Source organism: Fuerstiella sp. (assembly GCA_022447225.1).
GTDB lineage: Bacteria > Planctomycetota > Planctomycetia > Planctomycetales > Planctomycetaceae > S139-18.
This window is the reverse complement of record JAKVAZ010000001.1, coordinates 484,392-500,705: the sequence shown is the minus strand read 5'-3', so window position 1 is coordinate 500,705 and position 16,314 is coordinate 484,392. Positions and strand designations below refer to the sequence as shown.

The following is a 16,314-nucleotide window of genomic DNA, read 5'->3' as shown; positions in this document are numbered from 1 at the left end:
GGAAAGAAAGTCGGAGGGAAGAAAGAGCAGGGTGGATATTGCGAACCATAAGCGATTCGTATCCTGGAACAACGGCAGATCTCGAAGTTCGACATTCAAGAATAGGTTCTAAAGTGACCCTTAACCCCAAAATTGAACACTGAACCACCATTTTAATTACAAAAAAATCACACAATCCCCATGCTTCCCAAATTGGCCAATTTTACATTTTCAACCATATTCAAGAGTGATCGAGCAATCATAGAGCAACATCACTGCCCGCAAACTTCGACAATTTTAAACCATAATGCCACGGCAGAGTTGGCTACAACCTCAAAATATCACATGACTTACCGTATTTCCATAGAGACCGCCGACAACAATCGTCGACGCCTTTGCTTCACAGAACTTGTCTAACGCTGAACGGCTCAGTTTTCACACCGACAATCAGTAGGTCTACGACAGGAAGGCTGACCACTCCACTCCCGCAAAGGCAGTGGCTCAGTCCACGGAAACATTCCAGAGGGTAACCAGGACCTGAATGGCTCAAATGATCGTCGTCATTTCCTGTTCTGAGTTTCCACCAATTGATTATCGAATCATACGACGGGATTCGCGAGGTGGATCCGTAATTCCACAACAAACCGTTACGTTGCGACACGTTGGGACGGTAAATTCTTAAGGATGGACAGTGAGTCCATCAGATTACGGACGATTTTCAGCCAGAACCTGTCCACTTGCATTGTCTCCCTGAGTCGATCGAAACGGCGTGCATGTCCTACGATTCTATGAACATCGAAGAATTGATGACTCAACTCGGGCGGGAGCGACGAGTCGTTGAACGTATGGCCAGTCGGGGGCATATCCCTGGCCGTCGTGTGGCAGGAGAATGGCGTTTCAATCGTATGGAGATCACCCAGTGGCTGGAAACCGAAATTCCGAGTCTGGATGACCAGGCCCTGGCTCGAATGGAACAAACGCAGCAGTCTGCCGAACTTGATCCACGTTCACCGATTTCCCAACTGATCCACCCCGAAACGGTCCAGGTACCGCTCGACGCCGGCACAAAACCATCCACACTGCAGTCACTTGTAGAGGTTGCCGGCCGTACCTGGCAGATACTGGAACCGACAGCCGTGCTGGAAGCCGTCAAACAGCGAGAAGCAGTCATGTCGACCGGATTCGAAAACGGTGTCGCGATTCCACATCCACGCAATCCGCTTCCCGATGCTCTGAGTGATTCAGTGGTTGCCTTCGGACGAACGTCGTCCGGAATTCCATTTGGAGCTCCCGGACGAGCGCTGTCCGACATGTTCTTTCTGGTCCTTGCCAGGGATTCTCAAACTCATCTGCAGATCCTGGCCCGGATAGGCAGACTGATGCAGTTACCCGAATTTGTGCCCAACCTGCGCGCAGCGGATACCAGTATCGCCGCACACACGCTCATATGCGAAGCCGACACAATCATCGACGGATAAGGCTTCTTTAAGACAGTAAACCGGAATTCTGAAACCAGGCAGTCTCCGTTCTTTGACGTGAACGACAGCAACGAAATCGTTCCCGCACATCGGTGAACACAACACTCGACCTACGGATCAACCGGGTTGGCAGTACACCACTCGATGAAGGACAAGGGATGTAGCACCTCAGAATCACCCGGTTAACACAACTGAATGCTGATTCAGTACTCCTCAGTAACAATCAACAAATTTTTGCAGTATGAACGGCGATTCCGGCGGGACGTCAGACAAAATTCAGAGTATTGTTTCCTGGACTTGCCGGAACGACTTCAGCGGTCTGTCCGGGGATACACATCTGTTGTGGATTTTGCAGGTCGTTAACGACAGGACACGCAAGGAACAGCTGAAAATTTTTGCATACGGAGAGGTGGCAGAGTGGCCGATTGTGCAGCACTGGAAATGCTGTGTTCGGGTAACCGGACCGGGGGTTCGAATCCCCCCCTCTCCGCTTAACGGAATGCCTCTGAGTCACACACTTGTGACTCAGAGGCAGGTGTCCGACCAGGGAACCACCGAAAAAAAAATTCGCTGGTGGCCAAAACGATCTCTGTCAGGGTCGCGTCGACGTGGGTCAGAGCGGCTGCATTGGCAACCACGCCTGCCCGGTACGGATGAAAGGATTGGATTGCCCGTCAGCCCGGGGTGAGCCTTACGGTTCACGGAACTGACAACCCACCTTTTTCTCAATAAGAACCACGATGCTGAAGTCCGTCGGATTAGTCGTCTCTGGTCTCGGCTGGATTGGCAAACGACACGCAGAACTCATCAAAGCCCATGACGGCTGTGAGCTCCTCGGACTCTGTGATACCGATTCGAGTCGCAGCAAAATTGCAAAACAGCTTGACGTTCCGTTTTACCGGCACATTGAAGAGTTGATTGATCGTGAAAGACCGAACGGCGCCGTCATTGCCACGCCAAATCAATGGCATGCTGAGATTGCGGAGACATGCGCGCAGCATGGAGTCCATGTTCTGATCGAAAAACCGATCGCCGATACACTTTCCGCAGCGCGCCGTATCCAGCATGCCTCAGATGACACCGGAATCAGAGTGCTTGTCGGCCATCATCGACGCCATAATCCTCTTATTCGGGAAACGCGAGACATCATCCGCAGTGGAACTCTGGGAGGGCTGGTTGGCGTATCAATGTTGTGGGCACTCATGAAGCCGACTGAATACTTCGACGTTGACTGGCGGTGCAGAAGTCCAGGTGGCGGACCAAATTTCATAAACCTCATTCATGAATTTGACACTCTGCGTTTTGTCTGCGGAGAAATCCGTCAGGTGTGTGCTTTTGCGGGATCAGCCGTGCGGAAACTAGACGTCGAAGACTCGCTCAGCATCGCAATTTCATTTGAAAGCGGCGCACTGGGTTCCATTTTTGCATCTGACACGGTTTCCTCACCCTGGTCCTGGGAAACCACAACGGGAGAGAACCCGCACTACTTTCACGCGGACCGGAATTGTTACCGTTTTCTCGGAACATCGGCGTCGCTGGCATTTCCCAAAATGGAGTTGTGGCAGTATGCCGACAATACTCAAACCGACTGGCAGCATCCGATGAAAATGTCGCAGCGGCAGGTGGTTTGCGCCGACCCGCTTCAGCTTCAGCTTCAGCATTTTTGTCGAGTCGTCAGACAGGACGAACGATCGATGGTTGACGCGCGTGAGGGCACTCGATCGCTGGCGGTCACGCTGGCCGTGCAGAAGTCAATCCGGGACCGGATTCCCGTGGACGTTGAGGCAATCTCACCATGCAGCTGAACGAAAGTCAGATTTCACAATTCGACCAGCAGGGTTATTTGTTTTTCCCCGAGTTGCTGGATACTGACGAGGTCACTGCGCTGCAGAAAGCCATGCCCGCCATTCTGGATCGCCGGGGACCGGAAATCGTCTGTGAGACGGACGATCCGACGGCCGTCAGGCTGGCCTTTGGGGCTCACACGTACAGCGACGCTTTCCGACGTCTAATGCGACTGCCGTGCCTGTTAAACCCGGTGCGTCAACTCCTGGGTGAAGATGTCTATCTGCATCAGAGTCGGCTGAACCCCAAGCATGGTTTTGCAGGAGGCGCTTCATGGGACTGGCACCAGGACTATCCGCCGTGGAATAAAATCGACGGCATGCCTCAGCCAATGTGTATCATGACGGCGATTTTCATCGACGACTGCAGTGTGGCCAGATCACCTCTGCTGATCGTACCTGGCTCTCAGCGCCACGGTCTGCTTGATTCGGAACCGCACCCCGACACAGCGGGAAAAGAGTACGCGCTGCATCACATCGATCAGGTCACATTGAAATCGCTGGCCGCAGACCACGGGATTGAGGCCTTGGTCGGCCCCGCCGGATCTGTGGCTTTTATCCATTGCAATGTCGTGCACGGTTCAGCAAACAATGTCTCCCCGTGGCAACGCGCAATTATGTATCTGATTTACAATGCAGTGGATAATGCGTGCACCGGCACCGACCGTGCCTGGTATCACAACAATCGTGATTTTTCAGCACTGCTGCCGCTCGACGACAATTGTCTGAAGACGCAGGGCAAATGACCGACCGACATCCATTCGACGTCCTGCCAGAATACCAGAAATATCGGTCCGGTCGCACCATTCCGGATCAGGCGTTGTGACACACGAATTGTGAGTCTTTATCAACTTGCGTCATGTCTGCCGTTTGCCGGTCCTGCAGCTGCCTCAACCCGGTCAACAACGGTCACCCGTGTGAATATGTTCACTGCCGGAAAGAACAACGACCACGCATTTCGAAATCCGGAGGTCGGAACCTGATCGAATGGGTGAACTGCGATGAGGGCCCATCACGGGAAGTTGAAACATTGATTCGTGAACAAGAACCGGCCTGATCTGATATCGCCACACGACAGGACATAACGACTGGATTTCTATACGAGCGAGACGGAGACAGATACCGCTCCTTCAACTTGGTTAATCCTGAGTTTCTCCCGCAAAAAAATGAAATCGCCTGGAACCTCTCACTTCAGCTCAAGACATTTGTCCATGCGGTAATTATGCTCTGATGCAGATCTGTCATCGCAATGCGACATCCCGGTCTGCTTTCATAATCCATCCGTTCAAAAGGCAATTCCATGCGAGTCTATCGCTCGTTCCTGTTGATTGTCTGTGCGACTACCATGTCATTCACCTGCGGATGCGCTGAGGATAATCCGGGCAAAGGAAATGAACTGGCCGCCGCTCACATCCTGATCACGCATAAGTACAGCTCAGGACGCCCCCCGAACATAACCCGAACACAAATCGAAGCCCTGGAACTGGCGAAGGAAGTCGTTGAAAAAGCCCGGGCGACCGGCGCAGACTTTGCTGCGCTGGCAAAAGAGTATTCTGAAAGTCCAACCGGACCGGCCGGCGGCGATCTGGGTATTTTTTCTCCTATAACAATGGCAAGACCATTCAGTGAAGCCACTCAGGCTCTTGAAATCGGCGCCATCAGTGATCCGGTGCGGACACCGTTCGGTTACCACATCATTCTGCGCAAGCAGCCGTAGCGCAAAGTGGGATTTCGCAGGTGGCCTGAGGTGCACTGTCAACCGGGTCGAACCAGCCGCGGACACTTCAGGAAATCTCCGGCGGCATAATTGTCAACCGTCTCGCTGACGACCGCATTCTGAACCGAATCAGGCGAGGTTCTTTGGATAATCGAAATCTGTCAGCCGGGCCTTTGCTACGCGCGACCACGCTGACACTTCAATCACCAGCACACCACAGGTGGGCACATTTTCAATGGACTTAACGGAAAACATGTTTGCAAGCTCAGTGATGGTCGGGTTGTGCAGAACAATCATGACCACCCGAAGAAAGTCATCAAATTCAGAAATGAGATCCAGCACCTCCTGCGGAGCCGCACCGTACAGATTGTCCTCCACAATGATCTCATCCGTATAGCCGGTTTCTTTTCCAATGGCCCCCGCAGTCGACAGGGCTCGCACCGCCGGGCTGGAAACAATCAGTTCCGGAATCAACAGCCGTACGGACAGCCGTTTTCCCATATCGGGACCGTCTCTGAAACCACGTTTGCTGAGCGGACGATCAATGTCGCCCAGCTCCTCATTCTTCCAGCTGGATTTCGCATGACGAACCAACAGCAATGTCTTCGAAGTAAGCACGTGCTGCCCCCCCAAAACTCTGTTATCGAATTCAGACCCGTTCACCGTCCTCTACCTGAAATCGCGACTTCCCTGCTGAAAATTGTCTGTGAATGGCTGTGGACAGAAAAGCAGATGTGAACATCGAACGCGACCGTGCGCTGTCCAATCTCAGGATCCAAGACCGACGATTCAACCGCATCAAATTTTCACGTTGGGTGTCGTGCCATCGGTCCAGTGCCAGATCAATGTCATAACGGAAATTGTCAAATCACGAAACAGATCGGATTTTAGGACATTGCACCAGCGACACCTGACGTTTTCTGCGACAGATGCAACTGCAGCACAAAACGTCCGGTTTTTCGAAAAGACCGGGATTGTTGTTGACCAATTCCGATGGTCTGTTGATTTGTGGTGTCGCAGACAGCGTTTCTGGACATCGAGTGCAATCCGGTGTACGGTCTTCTGCGTCACCCGCTCGATGTCCTGCGTGGCGCGACTCGACAGGAAGGGTTCTTTATGCTCACGATTGATGGCCATCGCCATCGATGCTGCGACGGGCAAACCCGGCGGAACATTCTGCAGATAGGATCACCGGGAAAGAGTAGCCTGGCTCTTCCGATGCTCCTGGGTGGGCAAGCGGCCTCTGAAAGTGATGGGTCTGCAAAGTCAGTGATCAACATCCTGCTACCGACGCCCCTGAAAAGGATGGACTATTTACGACGGTTTCAGCTCCGGCGGTCCCGCTGGCGGGCAACACTTTGCTTGTATCCGAAAGGGTCAACGCCCGGCAATATTCCGATGACCAGCCGCAACCGAACGGGCGAGGAAACAGTCTGTTTACTTTTGACGATTCAGACATGAACTATCAACAAAAAAACGAATATGGTCACCCGGCGGTAATCGGACCTCTGTTTGTTATCGGCAGATCCTTCCACCGAACGACTACAATGCACTCATCGTCTGATGTGACAGCGAACCGCATGAAGAAAACCTGGACAGTCAGGCCGATCCGTGTCCGTCAACGCTGCGTGTTGTCTGACGCTCAATAAAACATCTCAACCGGGTATCCGGAAGACATGTCCTGCAAAATATCAATTCACAGAATCTGAACCGGAGAACTGGAATGACTGAATCGACTCGACGTGATGTATTGCGTACCGCTGCCGCCGGAATTGCAGGATGTGCGGCTGTCGGACCACAAACCGTTAACGCTCACACACCATACAGTGCGGGAGGCCAGTGGGATCACGAATACACTTTTGGCCACACGATGCTGTTCATGGAAGAGTATCACCAGGGAACAATGGAGATTGTTCGCTGTCAGTCCGGAGAGCTGGAACAGATCGGCGAACTGACATCACGCGCCGCAGGCATTATCAAAAACGGCGGCAGCGTATGGACGTCCATGAATTCCGGCCATCTGCCGCACTACGAGCTTAAAGAAGATCGCAGAGGCAACCCTGGAATTCTCAGAGAACACGGTCGAGATTTTTCTCAGCTGAAAAAAGGCGACATGGTTTTTACCAACCACTGCAACAAGGATGTCCTGGCTGCCCGCGAACGCGGTGTGTATGTGGTCTGCGTCACGATCAACTACCACCACAATGAGTTCCGGCCGGCCGGATTCACGGCCAACGACAATCTTCACAACAACCCTGACGGTCTGCTGCTGAAAGACGTGTCGAATGAGATACTTCACAGTCACGTACCTTATTACCAGGGACTTGTTCACGCACCGGAAATCCCGCAATTCGCTATCTGCCCGTCCAGTGGCACCGGCAGCGGCTGCATACACTGGATGCTCAGTGCGGAAATTGCCAACAAGCTGGCAAACCCCGAAGCGAAAGCCGTCGACAAAAGTGCCGAATATCTGGGCATCGTGACCGAGCGAATCGAACGGGTCAGAACCCACATGGACCAAATCCGTCAGACAGCCGTGACGATGGCGCGACGGATTCGTGACGGAGGTCGGTGGTTTGGACGGAGCATTGAGTTCGCCGGATTCCAATCAGAATTCAACGTGGCTTCGGGTGTCCGGGTCGTTAACTGGACGAACGAAACTCACACCTGGGAAGCCACTCTGGAAAAAAATGTCATGCTCATCAACGCGATTTCCCCGGCCTATCGCGAAGAGGTGAAACTGGCCCTGGAAAAACAGGTGGAAGGCGCTTTTGTGATTGGGGTCGGTCCGCGGTCCATGGACGGTGTGGAACCGACAGGACGTCTGATCGACGTTGCCGACGTCGGTTTTGATAATTTCTCACCGGAATCCGGCGGCGTGATTCAGATTTCAGGCCGTGAGGAAAGCATTTGTCCAACTTCCGGCATCGTGGGCAATGTCATTCAACAAATGATTATTGCTCAATGGGCCGACGAAATGGTTCGAAGAGGCTCCGTACCCTATTTTCTGATGGGTTACTTTCAAAACGGCGGCCGGGCATACAATTCGTTAATGGCTCCGTTTTTCGAACAGCAGGGGTTTTAGATCATGAACACCTCAGACATTTCACGTCGTGCGTTTGTCGGTACCACAGCAGCAACCGCAGCCGGACTGCACGCCGGAATTTCCGTCGCACAATCCCGGTTCAGTGCCAACGATACAATCCGCGTCGGAATGATCGGACCCGGAGGACGCGGCACGCAGCTGATGCTCGAATGCATGGACCACGGGTCGAACTACGGAGCTCAGGTGACCGCGGTGTGCGATATCTGGGATCAACGCCGTGACGTCGCTCAACAAAAAGTAAAAGAGGTCTCCGGTTCGGACCCTCGCGTCTGCAAAAACATCGCGACCATCCTGGATGATCCCAACATCGACGCCGTGATCATCGGTACAGCAGATCATCAGCACGCAAAAATGCTCAGGATGGCCGTGGAAGCCGGCAAGGATGTGTATTGCGAAAAACCGATGGGCAACGTTCTTGAAGAAACCAATGCCGCGCTGGATGCGGTAAACAAATCCGGTCGAGTCGTCCAGATTGGGACTCAGCGCCGCAGCTATCCAAAGTACCGCCAGGCACAGAAACTGATGCAGTCCGGGGTGCTCGGCGACATTGTCAAAGTCGACATCATCGCCAACGCCTACAGCCCCTATCGCTGGGCAAAAAGCAAACAGGATCTCGCGTCACTGAAGAAGCACAACGTGGACTGGTCCGCCTTCCTGATGGGCAAGTCCGACCGTCCCTTTGATCCAAGAATTTATCGTTCGTTTCGGCTGTTCCGGGACTTTTCCAGCGGCATTATCGATCAGTGGATGACCCATTCGATTGACGCCGTTCACATGCTGACCGGTGAATCGTATCCCGAAAGTGCTGTCGCTCATGGCGGCATCTATCAGTTCCACGATTACCGCGAAAACCCGGATACAATCCAGGTAGCCCTCAGCTACGGACAGGATGATCGCAAATTCCTCGCACAGTACAGCGTGAGTCTGTCGAACGGTGCGGGTTCCGCATGGCGGGTCATGGGCACACGCGGGACGATGCAGGTGGAACACGACTTCCGCATCACCGGTGACGGCGTCAAGTCGAAGAATCGAATTACCGAGGTAACCGAAATCTCCGACGCGCCGGGAACCCTGCATCACATGGCAAACTGGCTGGACTGCGTGCGACGTCAGGACATCAAAGGAACTTACTGCCCCGTCGAAGCCGGCTACGGTCATTCGGTGGCCTGCATTCTGAGTGCTCAATCCTACTGGACAGGTCGGAAAATGACATTCGATCCTCAGTCGAGGACCATGCGGTCCGCCTGACGTTCGCCCATCCGACTAAAATGCAGGTTGGTCATCGGTGCGGGGTGATTGATGTCAATCCTGGAACCGGTGCCGTTTCAGCCAACCGGCTCCAGCAGGCATTTGAGGCCCTGCCTGGACCGCACCGTTTCAAACGCCGTTTTCCATTCTGTCAGCGGAAACCGCCGGCTGACCAGCGGAGTGGTGCTGATCTTACCCGCTTCCAGCAGTTCCAGGGCCCGTCGCCAAGTCTCATGAGAGTAAGTAAAACTCGGAAGTATGGTCAGTTCCTTGATGATCGCCTGGTCCAGATCGACCGAAACCGGCCGACCGGGTAAACCCACGGTGACAACCTGAGCCGCCTTGCGCACCAACGTAATACATTGATCCAAAGATGCCGCTGAACCAGCGCACTCCACAGCAACATCGGCTCCCAGCCCGTCGGTGAATTCAAGGACCGCATCCAGAGAGTCGGTCTGAGTGTTGATGATGAGGTCTGCTCCCAGTTCCCGCCCCAGGGCCAGACGCTGCTCATCTCCAGCGGTCCCAACCAGAATCACTCGGGCCTCGTGTGCTTTGACGGCCTGCAGACACAGCAGGCCAATCACCCCCGGCCCTGAGATGAGAACCACGTCACCGGCCGAGATCGTCGCCCGCTCATACACGGCCCTGACGGCAACCGCAGTCGGTTCCGACATTGCACCGGCTTCAAAGCTGACATTGTCGGGCAGACGGTGCAGACTTTCTTCTCTTTGACAGACGTATTCAGCAAACGCACCATCGACATGCACCCCCATACTGCGTCGATCAGGACACAGCCCAATCAGTCCGTCCCGACAAAAGCGACATCGGCCACAGGTGTACCTGAATGTTTCCGAGGTCACTCGATCGCCAACCTGGAACTTTGTCACCTGCTCACCCGCTTCAACGACCACGCCCGACATTTCGTGGCCCAGCACCATCGGCGGACAATTCACATATTCGTCATCACAGATATGAAGATCGGTCCCGCAGATCGCCCCAAATTTGACCTGCACTTTCAACTGATCGGGTGCGGGAATCGGCTCCGGCAGATCCAGCAATTCGAGGTGACCGATACCGGCCGCAGTCTTCACCAGGGCCTTCATTGCCGTGTCCGCATCTGGTTCAGGATGACCTGAATGCCACCGGCCAGACTGTTCTGAAACCGAACGACCGGTCCATAATCTCGAAACTCTTCCGGCTTCAGGGATCCCTGTTCACACGCGTTGACGAAATCGGGGAACTTGACTCGCAGTTCTTCAATCACCGGATGCGACGTGGCGGCATCAACCCGCTTTTGCACCGATGGCGACTGCTCGATCAGCGCGGCGGTCAGTTTTCCCGAAAGAGTCATCGCCATCCCGTGTCCCACCAGCTGCGTCCAGTGTGTGGTTGAACTGGCACCTCCGGAAAGAATTCCGGCTTCATAATTTCGTTCTCGCCAGATCCTCCAGGCGGCTCGGGCCGTACAAATCCCCGCCTGACACCTCACCTCGTTCGAAATTTCGACACCGCGTCGATCGGCATCCTCCGCAAGGTAGTCGTCAAACATCCCGGGCAGCATGGTGATCAGACACCTGGGTCGCTGAGTTGTTCGCTGCAATCCGCGACGATGCGCTTCGGCCATATGGATGTACTGATCCACCGAAAAACTCATCGTGCCGATCGTGGACCAGCCGCGAGCCGTCAGTTCCTCCAGTGCCTGAGCACCCTCCACAGTGGCCGGCAGTTTGATAATCACGTTCTCGCCAAGATTTCGAAACTCTTCCGCCTCGTTGAGCAATGCAGTCAGGTCGTCATTTTGAAAAGGGTTTCCCTGGATCGCCACGTGTCCGTGTCGACCGCGGGTTTCTTCAAAAAGTCGGTGGAACATTTTCAGTGGCCGGGACACCGCTTTCCGTATGACGGCCATCGTCAGCTGTTCGTCGTCCTGTCCGCCGGTGTCCCGTATGACCTCGTCAATTGTCTCACCGACAAATTCGGGCTCCGACTCCAGCAGAGCAGCAATGTAAAGCGGATTGGACGCAATCCCGACCGCTCCGGCCGAAAGCCCCAGGTTGATGTCGGCCAGCGAGGGATTGTTGATCCAAAGCTCAGTGCCGCACTGCGTCGACACGTCATGAAAATAACTCATCACTCTGCCAGATCTTACAGGCTCTGCAACCATTTGGAGATTCCGTTGATTCCAAACACGGTCAACGCAATTCCGGACAGGAACACACAGATCACCAGCGGACGCCCCATTCGCAGCGGCTGCGGCAGGTGAGACCGGTCAGACCAGATGATGGCAAAACACCACAGGCCGCACGTGAGAGTTGCAGAAATAACAGCAGCAGGCGTAAGAATTTTCACCGGATCCAGTGAACACCAAAGCAGAATCAGTCCCACAATGCCGATGGTGAACACCGTCACAAGACGAAATTTTTTCAGGGGCACCTGCCGCAATTTGGGAGCGGCCACGATCAGACATTCCTGGGTCGTGCGTGTGTAAAGTTCGAACGCACCGTGAATCGTGCCGAAGAACGCAAAAAAGATACCCGTCTTGTAAAGAAGGCCCAGTGCGGACTGAACGATCGAGCTTTGGCCGTCCCGCACCAGGAAGGCTGCCTGCTCCGTCAGAAGATTGGTACCGCTGGGAATTCTCTGTTGCGGGTTGAGGATCACGGCTCCAAGAACCACAAAACAAATTGTGAAAAACAGAATCGCAGTGAACGACATCGAAATATCAATGAGTGGAGCGCGAAGCCATTTTTTTCCGACAGTCACATTGTCGTCAGACGAATCAACGTTCCAGTCTGTTAACTCACGGGAACTGCCGATTCGGGACATCAGTCCCCAACCCTTTTCACGCAGCAGTCCAAGGTATCCGAAGTAGTCCTGTGTCCCGCCTCCCAGTACACCCATCGCCACAATCGCTTCGATCCACGGGTCACGATCTTTGAAATCGGGAAGCGCGGTGACCCACGATTCAAATCGGGGAACGGTGGGAATAAACATCCCCTTCAAAATGGCGACCAAATCCGGCGAGGATGAAGCAACCGCCATGATGATGCAAAGCAGCAAGAGACCGATAACGGCGGTCTGAGCTTTTTCCAGGAAGTCATAGCTTTGAACAAACGTCAATGCCATGGCAACCACAATGAACAACGTCCCCCATAGACACGCATACAGATTGAAGTTCTGATCGTCGGCAGAAACGCCCACCAGATCCGAAACAACAAAGTCAGCCAGCATTCTCGGAAGAACGCCTCCCAGGAACAGCGGCATACAAAACAGAGAAAGCACAGTCATGCACCACACGAACCAGTTTTTGGGCCCCGGCAGTTCGCTCCAGCTTTCCAGCGGATGCCGTCCCGACAGCGTCATGAAGCGGGCCCCGCTGTAGATCTGGAATCCTTTGATAATCGTACCCAACACGAAGCACCACAGCAGCGAATAGCCAAAGATCGCACCGCTCCGTGACGGAAATACAGTCTCGCCGCTGCCAATAGTAACCGAAGCAATGATGGCACCAGGACCAAAGATCAAGAGCATACCCCGAAATGACAGGTCACGAACTTCGGGTGGGAGTTCAGGATATTTTGACGTCACTGTGGTTCCTCATACTCGCCGTGCATCCCGACAGTCGCCGCCGGTGCACCGCGTCCACTATGGTTTAACACGTCTTTTGTTCGTCATTCGTCAACAGACCGACACATGTGGCAGTCCGGAAACATGAATTTTTTGGTAGACAGTTCCGTTCCCGTTCCATGCCTCGCACAATCATCGACATTTTAGGTTGTATCGAGTTTCCAAAGCCACCGCCAATCAGCAGGCGCGTTCGTCCACACTTCTCTCCGGTCGGGCAAATACAAACCGGCTCCGATAACTGATGACTGATAACGCGGCACGAGCAGGTTGCAGTAAACCCATCGGGGCCGGGCCGTGTTCGCAGCAGACGCCTCAACACGGAGTCATGCCCAAAGCGTGAGAGCTAGTCGGGACTGCAACCAGCCGCCGTGTTGTGCAGAGTCTCGTGGAGTGCCTGATCCAGGATTGTCAGCGCCCTGTCAATTTCTGCGGTACCCACGTTTAGGGGAGGAGCCATTCGCCAGACACTGGCCAGCCCCGGAAACGTCACAATGTTCATGCTCAGCCCGAGTTCCAGACAGCGCCGCGTCACGATAGCTCCAAAGTCTGCATCCGGCTCACGCGTCGACCGATCCCTGACAATTTCCACACCCCACAACAGTCCCCGCCCACGAATGTCTCCAATGCATTCGTACCGCTGCATTAACTCATCAAGTCCTCGCTTCAGATAGTTACCCATCTGCGCCGCCTGCTCAATCAGTCGATCACGAAGGATGACTTCAAGAACGGCAAGTCCGACAGCGGCCGGCATGGGATCCGACTCATGAGACGTCACGTGAATGAATCCCTTCTGATAGCACGATTCTTCAATTTCCGCTCCCGTCACCGTCGCCGCCAGCGGAAGACCGCCGCCAAGTGTTTTGGAAAGTGTCAGAATGTCGGGAACAGCTCCATCCTGTTCAAAGGCGAAACGAGCACCCACCCGTCCCAGTCCGGTCTGAGCCTCATCAAGGATCAGCAGCATTCCCCGGGCTTCACACAGTTCTTTCAGTCGTGGAAAGTAGCCTGGAGGAGGCACAATCACCCCGCCGGCACTGATGATCGGTTCAGCAATCACAGCCGCCAGGGCACCCACCGACTGATTATCAACCAGTTCAAACCCCGCATCCAGACAGGCCAAATCACACTGGTCAACACAGTGCCGAATCGGACAGCGGTAGCAGTTCGGAGCAGGAATCGCCATCGCACCGGGCATCGCCGGTCCATAGCCACTGCGGCCGATCGAATACGTACTGGAACCGGCTCCACTGGTCATTCCGTGATACGAATTCGTCAGCGCAACGATTTCGAAACCACCTGTATACAACTTGGCCATCCGCAGCGCGGCTTCATTCGATTCTCCGCCGGTACTCAGCAGCAGCACTTTCTGCAATGTCGGTGGCAGCATTTCAGCCAGGGCGTGACACAGTTCAATCACCGGCGGTGAGAGCATCCAGCTGAACAGATGAATCGACTGCCGACAGCTCCGTTCGATGGCGGAGACAACATCCGGATGATTGTGACCGAGGGTCGCACACATCTGCCCCGACGTGAAATCAAGAATTTCACGGCCGTCGGAATCATACAGACTGCAACCGAAAGCACGTTCGATCAGCGGAGCAACAAACTCACCGCCGTATCGGATCAGGTGCTCATCCGCCAGGGCACGCAGTGCAGCAGCCTTCGACGGGTCAGAGTCAGCATCAGGCAGCGACGTTTTGGACATCATGCATTTCCGGATTCGGACAAACGAACACAGAAGTTAACTGAACGAAGTCTCTGACCAGCATCCAGGCAATTGGCACCCGTGCTGTTCAATGGAATTCCAAACAGTATAGATTCGCCTCTTTGCAGGCGAAACACGCACACGATTGTTTGCATCCAGGTCGGCAAAGATCGACTGTCCACCGCAGGCCACTCCGCGAAACAACGCCACCGATCAACATGGCATCAGTCACTCCGACGTTACGAATTCAGCTGATTTTTCATCCGTCCGGCAGAGACAACATCCAGGCCTTCCTCCGGCGGGTCAACTTGCTAGCATGCCGGCAGGTTCACTCGACGGAGGATGCCGTGACAGAAACGATTCAACTTAATATCCGTGTTCCTCAACCGATTCACAAATGGGTTCGGCACACATCGGAACGAACCGGACTTTCACAGAAAGCGTTCGTGGTTTCGTTGATCGAGGACGCGATGGAGCGGTCAAACGGACCATCGCTGTTTGACGAACCTGCTGTTCCGGACAGCACATCAACACAGGATGGACAGATTCCGTTTCGATTCATTGATCTCTTCGCCGGAATCGGCGGGTTAAGAATTGGTCTGGAACAGGCGGGTGGCAGGTGCGTGTTTTCCTGCGAAATCGATCCGTATGCCCGAAAAACTTACAAGGCCTGGTTTGGTGACGAACCTGATGAAGACATTCGGGATTTTGCGTCCGGCGCACAGATCCCGAAACATCACGTCCTCGCAGCCGGTTTTCCCTGTCAGCCGTTTTCAATCGCCGGTGTCTCTAAAAAGAAGAGCCTCGGACGCGACCACGGATTCAAAGACAAAGCACAGGGAACCCTGTTCTTTCAGCTGGCAACCATCATCGAGATGAAACGACCGGAAATTCTGCTGCTGGAAAACGTGAAAAATCTGCGGTCCCATAACAAGGGTGACACCTGGCAGACGATCTGCAACCGCCTGGATCAACTGGGGTATCGTGTCTTTGATGAAACCATCGATGCGGCCAGCTACGTGCCGCAACATCGGGAACGAATCTTTATCGTGGGATTCCGAAAGGACATCTACGGTGAGGATCCACCATTCGAATTTCCGGACCCGCCCGATATTCCCAGGCCTCGGTTTGGCGACATTCTGGAACCTTCGACAAAAGTGCCCGACAAATACACACTGTCGGACCAACTGTGGAACTACCTGCAGGAATACAAAAAGCGGCATGCGGCCCGCGGCAATGGTTTCGGCTTTGGCCTGGCAGATCGCAACGGGATCAGCCGCACACTCAGTGCCCGGTACTACAAAGATGGCGCGGAGATCCTGATTCCGCAAAAACGCAAAAACCCACGCCGACTGATGCCGGTGGAAAGCGCACGGCTGATGGGATTCCCGCCGCAATACGCCGACAATCAGGTTGTGTCAGACACCCGGGCCTACAAACAGTATGGAAACGCGGTCGTCCCTCCGGTTGCCGAAGCAGTGGCACGTCAAATCGTCAAAGTCATGCTGTGGCAACGACTGACCCTGCCGGCTCAGGGATAAGACGCCTGACGCTGTACCGGAGCGTGCTGAACCTGATCGGCAAAATCACTCTCGACCGCGCCCCGC

The 16,314-nt window shown here is 54.2% G+C and carries 12 protein-coding genes and 1 tRNA gene; 8 read left to right on the top strand and 5 right to left on the bottom strand.

Going from position 1 to position 16,314, the window contains the following annotated elements; translation table 11 throughout:
• Positions 1-752 precede the first annotated feature (752 nt).
• From MK110_01850 to MK110_01830, 5 genes are all read left to right on the top strand, one after another.
• Entirely contained in the window at positions 753-1,457 is a 705-nt protein-coding gene (locus MK110_01850) for a PTS sugar transporter subunit IIA (protein ID MCH2210017.1), read from the top strand.
• Positions 1,458-1,860: 403 nt separating this feature from the next.
• Positions 1,861-1,947: transfer RNA gene (locus MK110_01845), tRNA-Ser, on the top strand.
• 250 nt (positions 1,948-2,197) lie between these two features.
• Positions 2,198-3,262 carry a Gfo/Idh/MocA family oxidoreductase gene (locus MK110_01840; GenBank protein MCH2210016.1) on the top strand — a complete coding sequence of 355 codons (1,065 nt, stop codon included), beginning with the start codon at positions 2,198-2,200 and terminating at the stop codon, positions 3,260-3,262.
• Positions 3,253-4,047 (top strand): phytanoyl-CoA dioxygenase family protein, encoded by a 795-nt coding sequence (locus MK110_01835; GenBank protein ID MCH2210015.1) that lies wholly within the window; start codon positions 3,253-3,255, stop codon positions 4,045-4,047. Before MK110_01840 ends, MK110_01835 begins: the two co-directional genes overlap by 10 nt.
• A gap of 554 nt (positions 4,048-4,601) precedes the next feature.
• Positions 4,602-5,018, top strand: coding sequence for a peptidyl-prolyl cis-trans isomerase (locus MK110_01830; protein MCH2210014.1), 417 nt, complete (start codon positions 4,602-4,604; stop codon positions 5,016-5,018).
• A gap of 129 nt (positions 5,019-5,147) precedes the next feature.
• On the opposite strand, the gene MK110_01825 is transcribed toward MK110_01830, so the two are convergent.
• Positions 5,148-5,636 carry a histidine phosphatase family protein gene (locus tag MK110_01825; protein MCH2210013.1) on the bottom strand — a complete coding sequence of 163 codons (489 nt, stop codon included), beginning with the start codon at positions 5,634-5,636 and terminating at the stop codon, positions 5,148-5,150.
• A 1,105-nt stretch (positions 5,637-6,741) separates the two neighbouring features.
• On the opposite strand from MK110_01825, the gene MK110_01820 reads away from it, so the two are divergent.
• A complete protein-coding gene (locus MK110_01820) occupies positions 6,742-8,103 on the top strand; it encodes a hypothetical protein (protein MCH2210012.1) in 1,362 nt (453 codons plus the stop codon).
• Positions 8,104-8,106: 3 nt separating this feature from the next.
• The gene (locus MK110_01815) at positions 8,107-9,372 is read left to right on the top strand and encodes a Gfo/Idh/MocA family oxidoreductase (GenBank protein ID MCH2210011.1); all 1,266 of its coding nucleotides are present in this window, start codon (positions 8,107-8,109) and stop codon (positions 9,370-9,372) included.
• Between the two features lie 77 nt (positions 9,373-9,449).
• Here MK110_01815 and MK110_01810 read toward each other — a convergent pair whose 3' ends face one another.
• The 4 genes from MK110_01810 to MK110_01795 form a co-directional block, all read right to left on the bottom strand.
• Positions 9,450-10,478 carry a zinc-binding dehydrogenase gene (locus MK110_01810; protein ID MCH2210010.1) on the bottom strand — a complete coding sequence of 343 codons (1,029 nt, stop codon included), beginning with the start codon at positions 10,476-10,478 and terminating at the stop codon, positions 9,450-9,452.
• Entirely contained in the window at positions 10,475-11,506 is a 1,032-nt protein-coding gene (locus MK110_01805) for a hypothetical protein (protein ID MCH2210009.1), read from the bottom strand. Before MK110_01805 ends, MK110_01810 begins: the two co-directional genes overlap by 4 nt.
• 14 nt (positions 11,507-11,520) lie before the next feature.
• The gene (locus tag MK110_01800; protein ID MCH2210008.1) at positions 11,521-12,963 is read right to left on the bottom strand and encodes an Nramp family divalent metal transporter; all 1,443 of its coding nucleotides are present in this window, start codon (positions 12,961-12,963) and stop codon (positions 11,521-11,523) included.
• 382 nt (positions 12,964-13,345) lie between these two features.
• Positions 13,346-14,707 (bottom strand): aspartate aminotransferase family protein, encoded by a 1,362-nt coding sequence (locus MK110_01795; protein MCH2210007.1) that lies wholly within the window; start codon positions 14,705-14,707, stop codon positions 13,346-13,348.
• A 347-nt stretch (positions 14,708-15,054) separates the two neighbouring features.
• On the opposite strand from MK110_01795, the gene dcm reads away from it, so the two are divergent.
• Complete coding sequence (dcm, locus tag MK110_01790; protein MCH2210006.1) at positions 15,055-16,248, top strand: DNA (cytosine-5-)-methyltransferase; 1,194 nt, start codon at positions 15,055-15,057, stop codon at positions 16,246-16,248.
• Positions 16,249-16,314 lie beyond the last annotated feature (66 nt).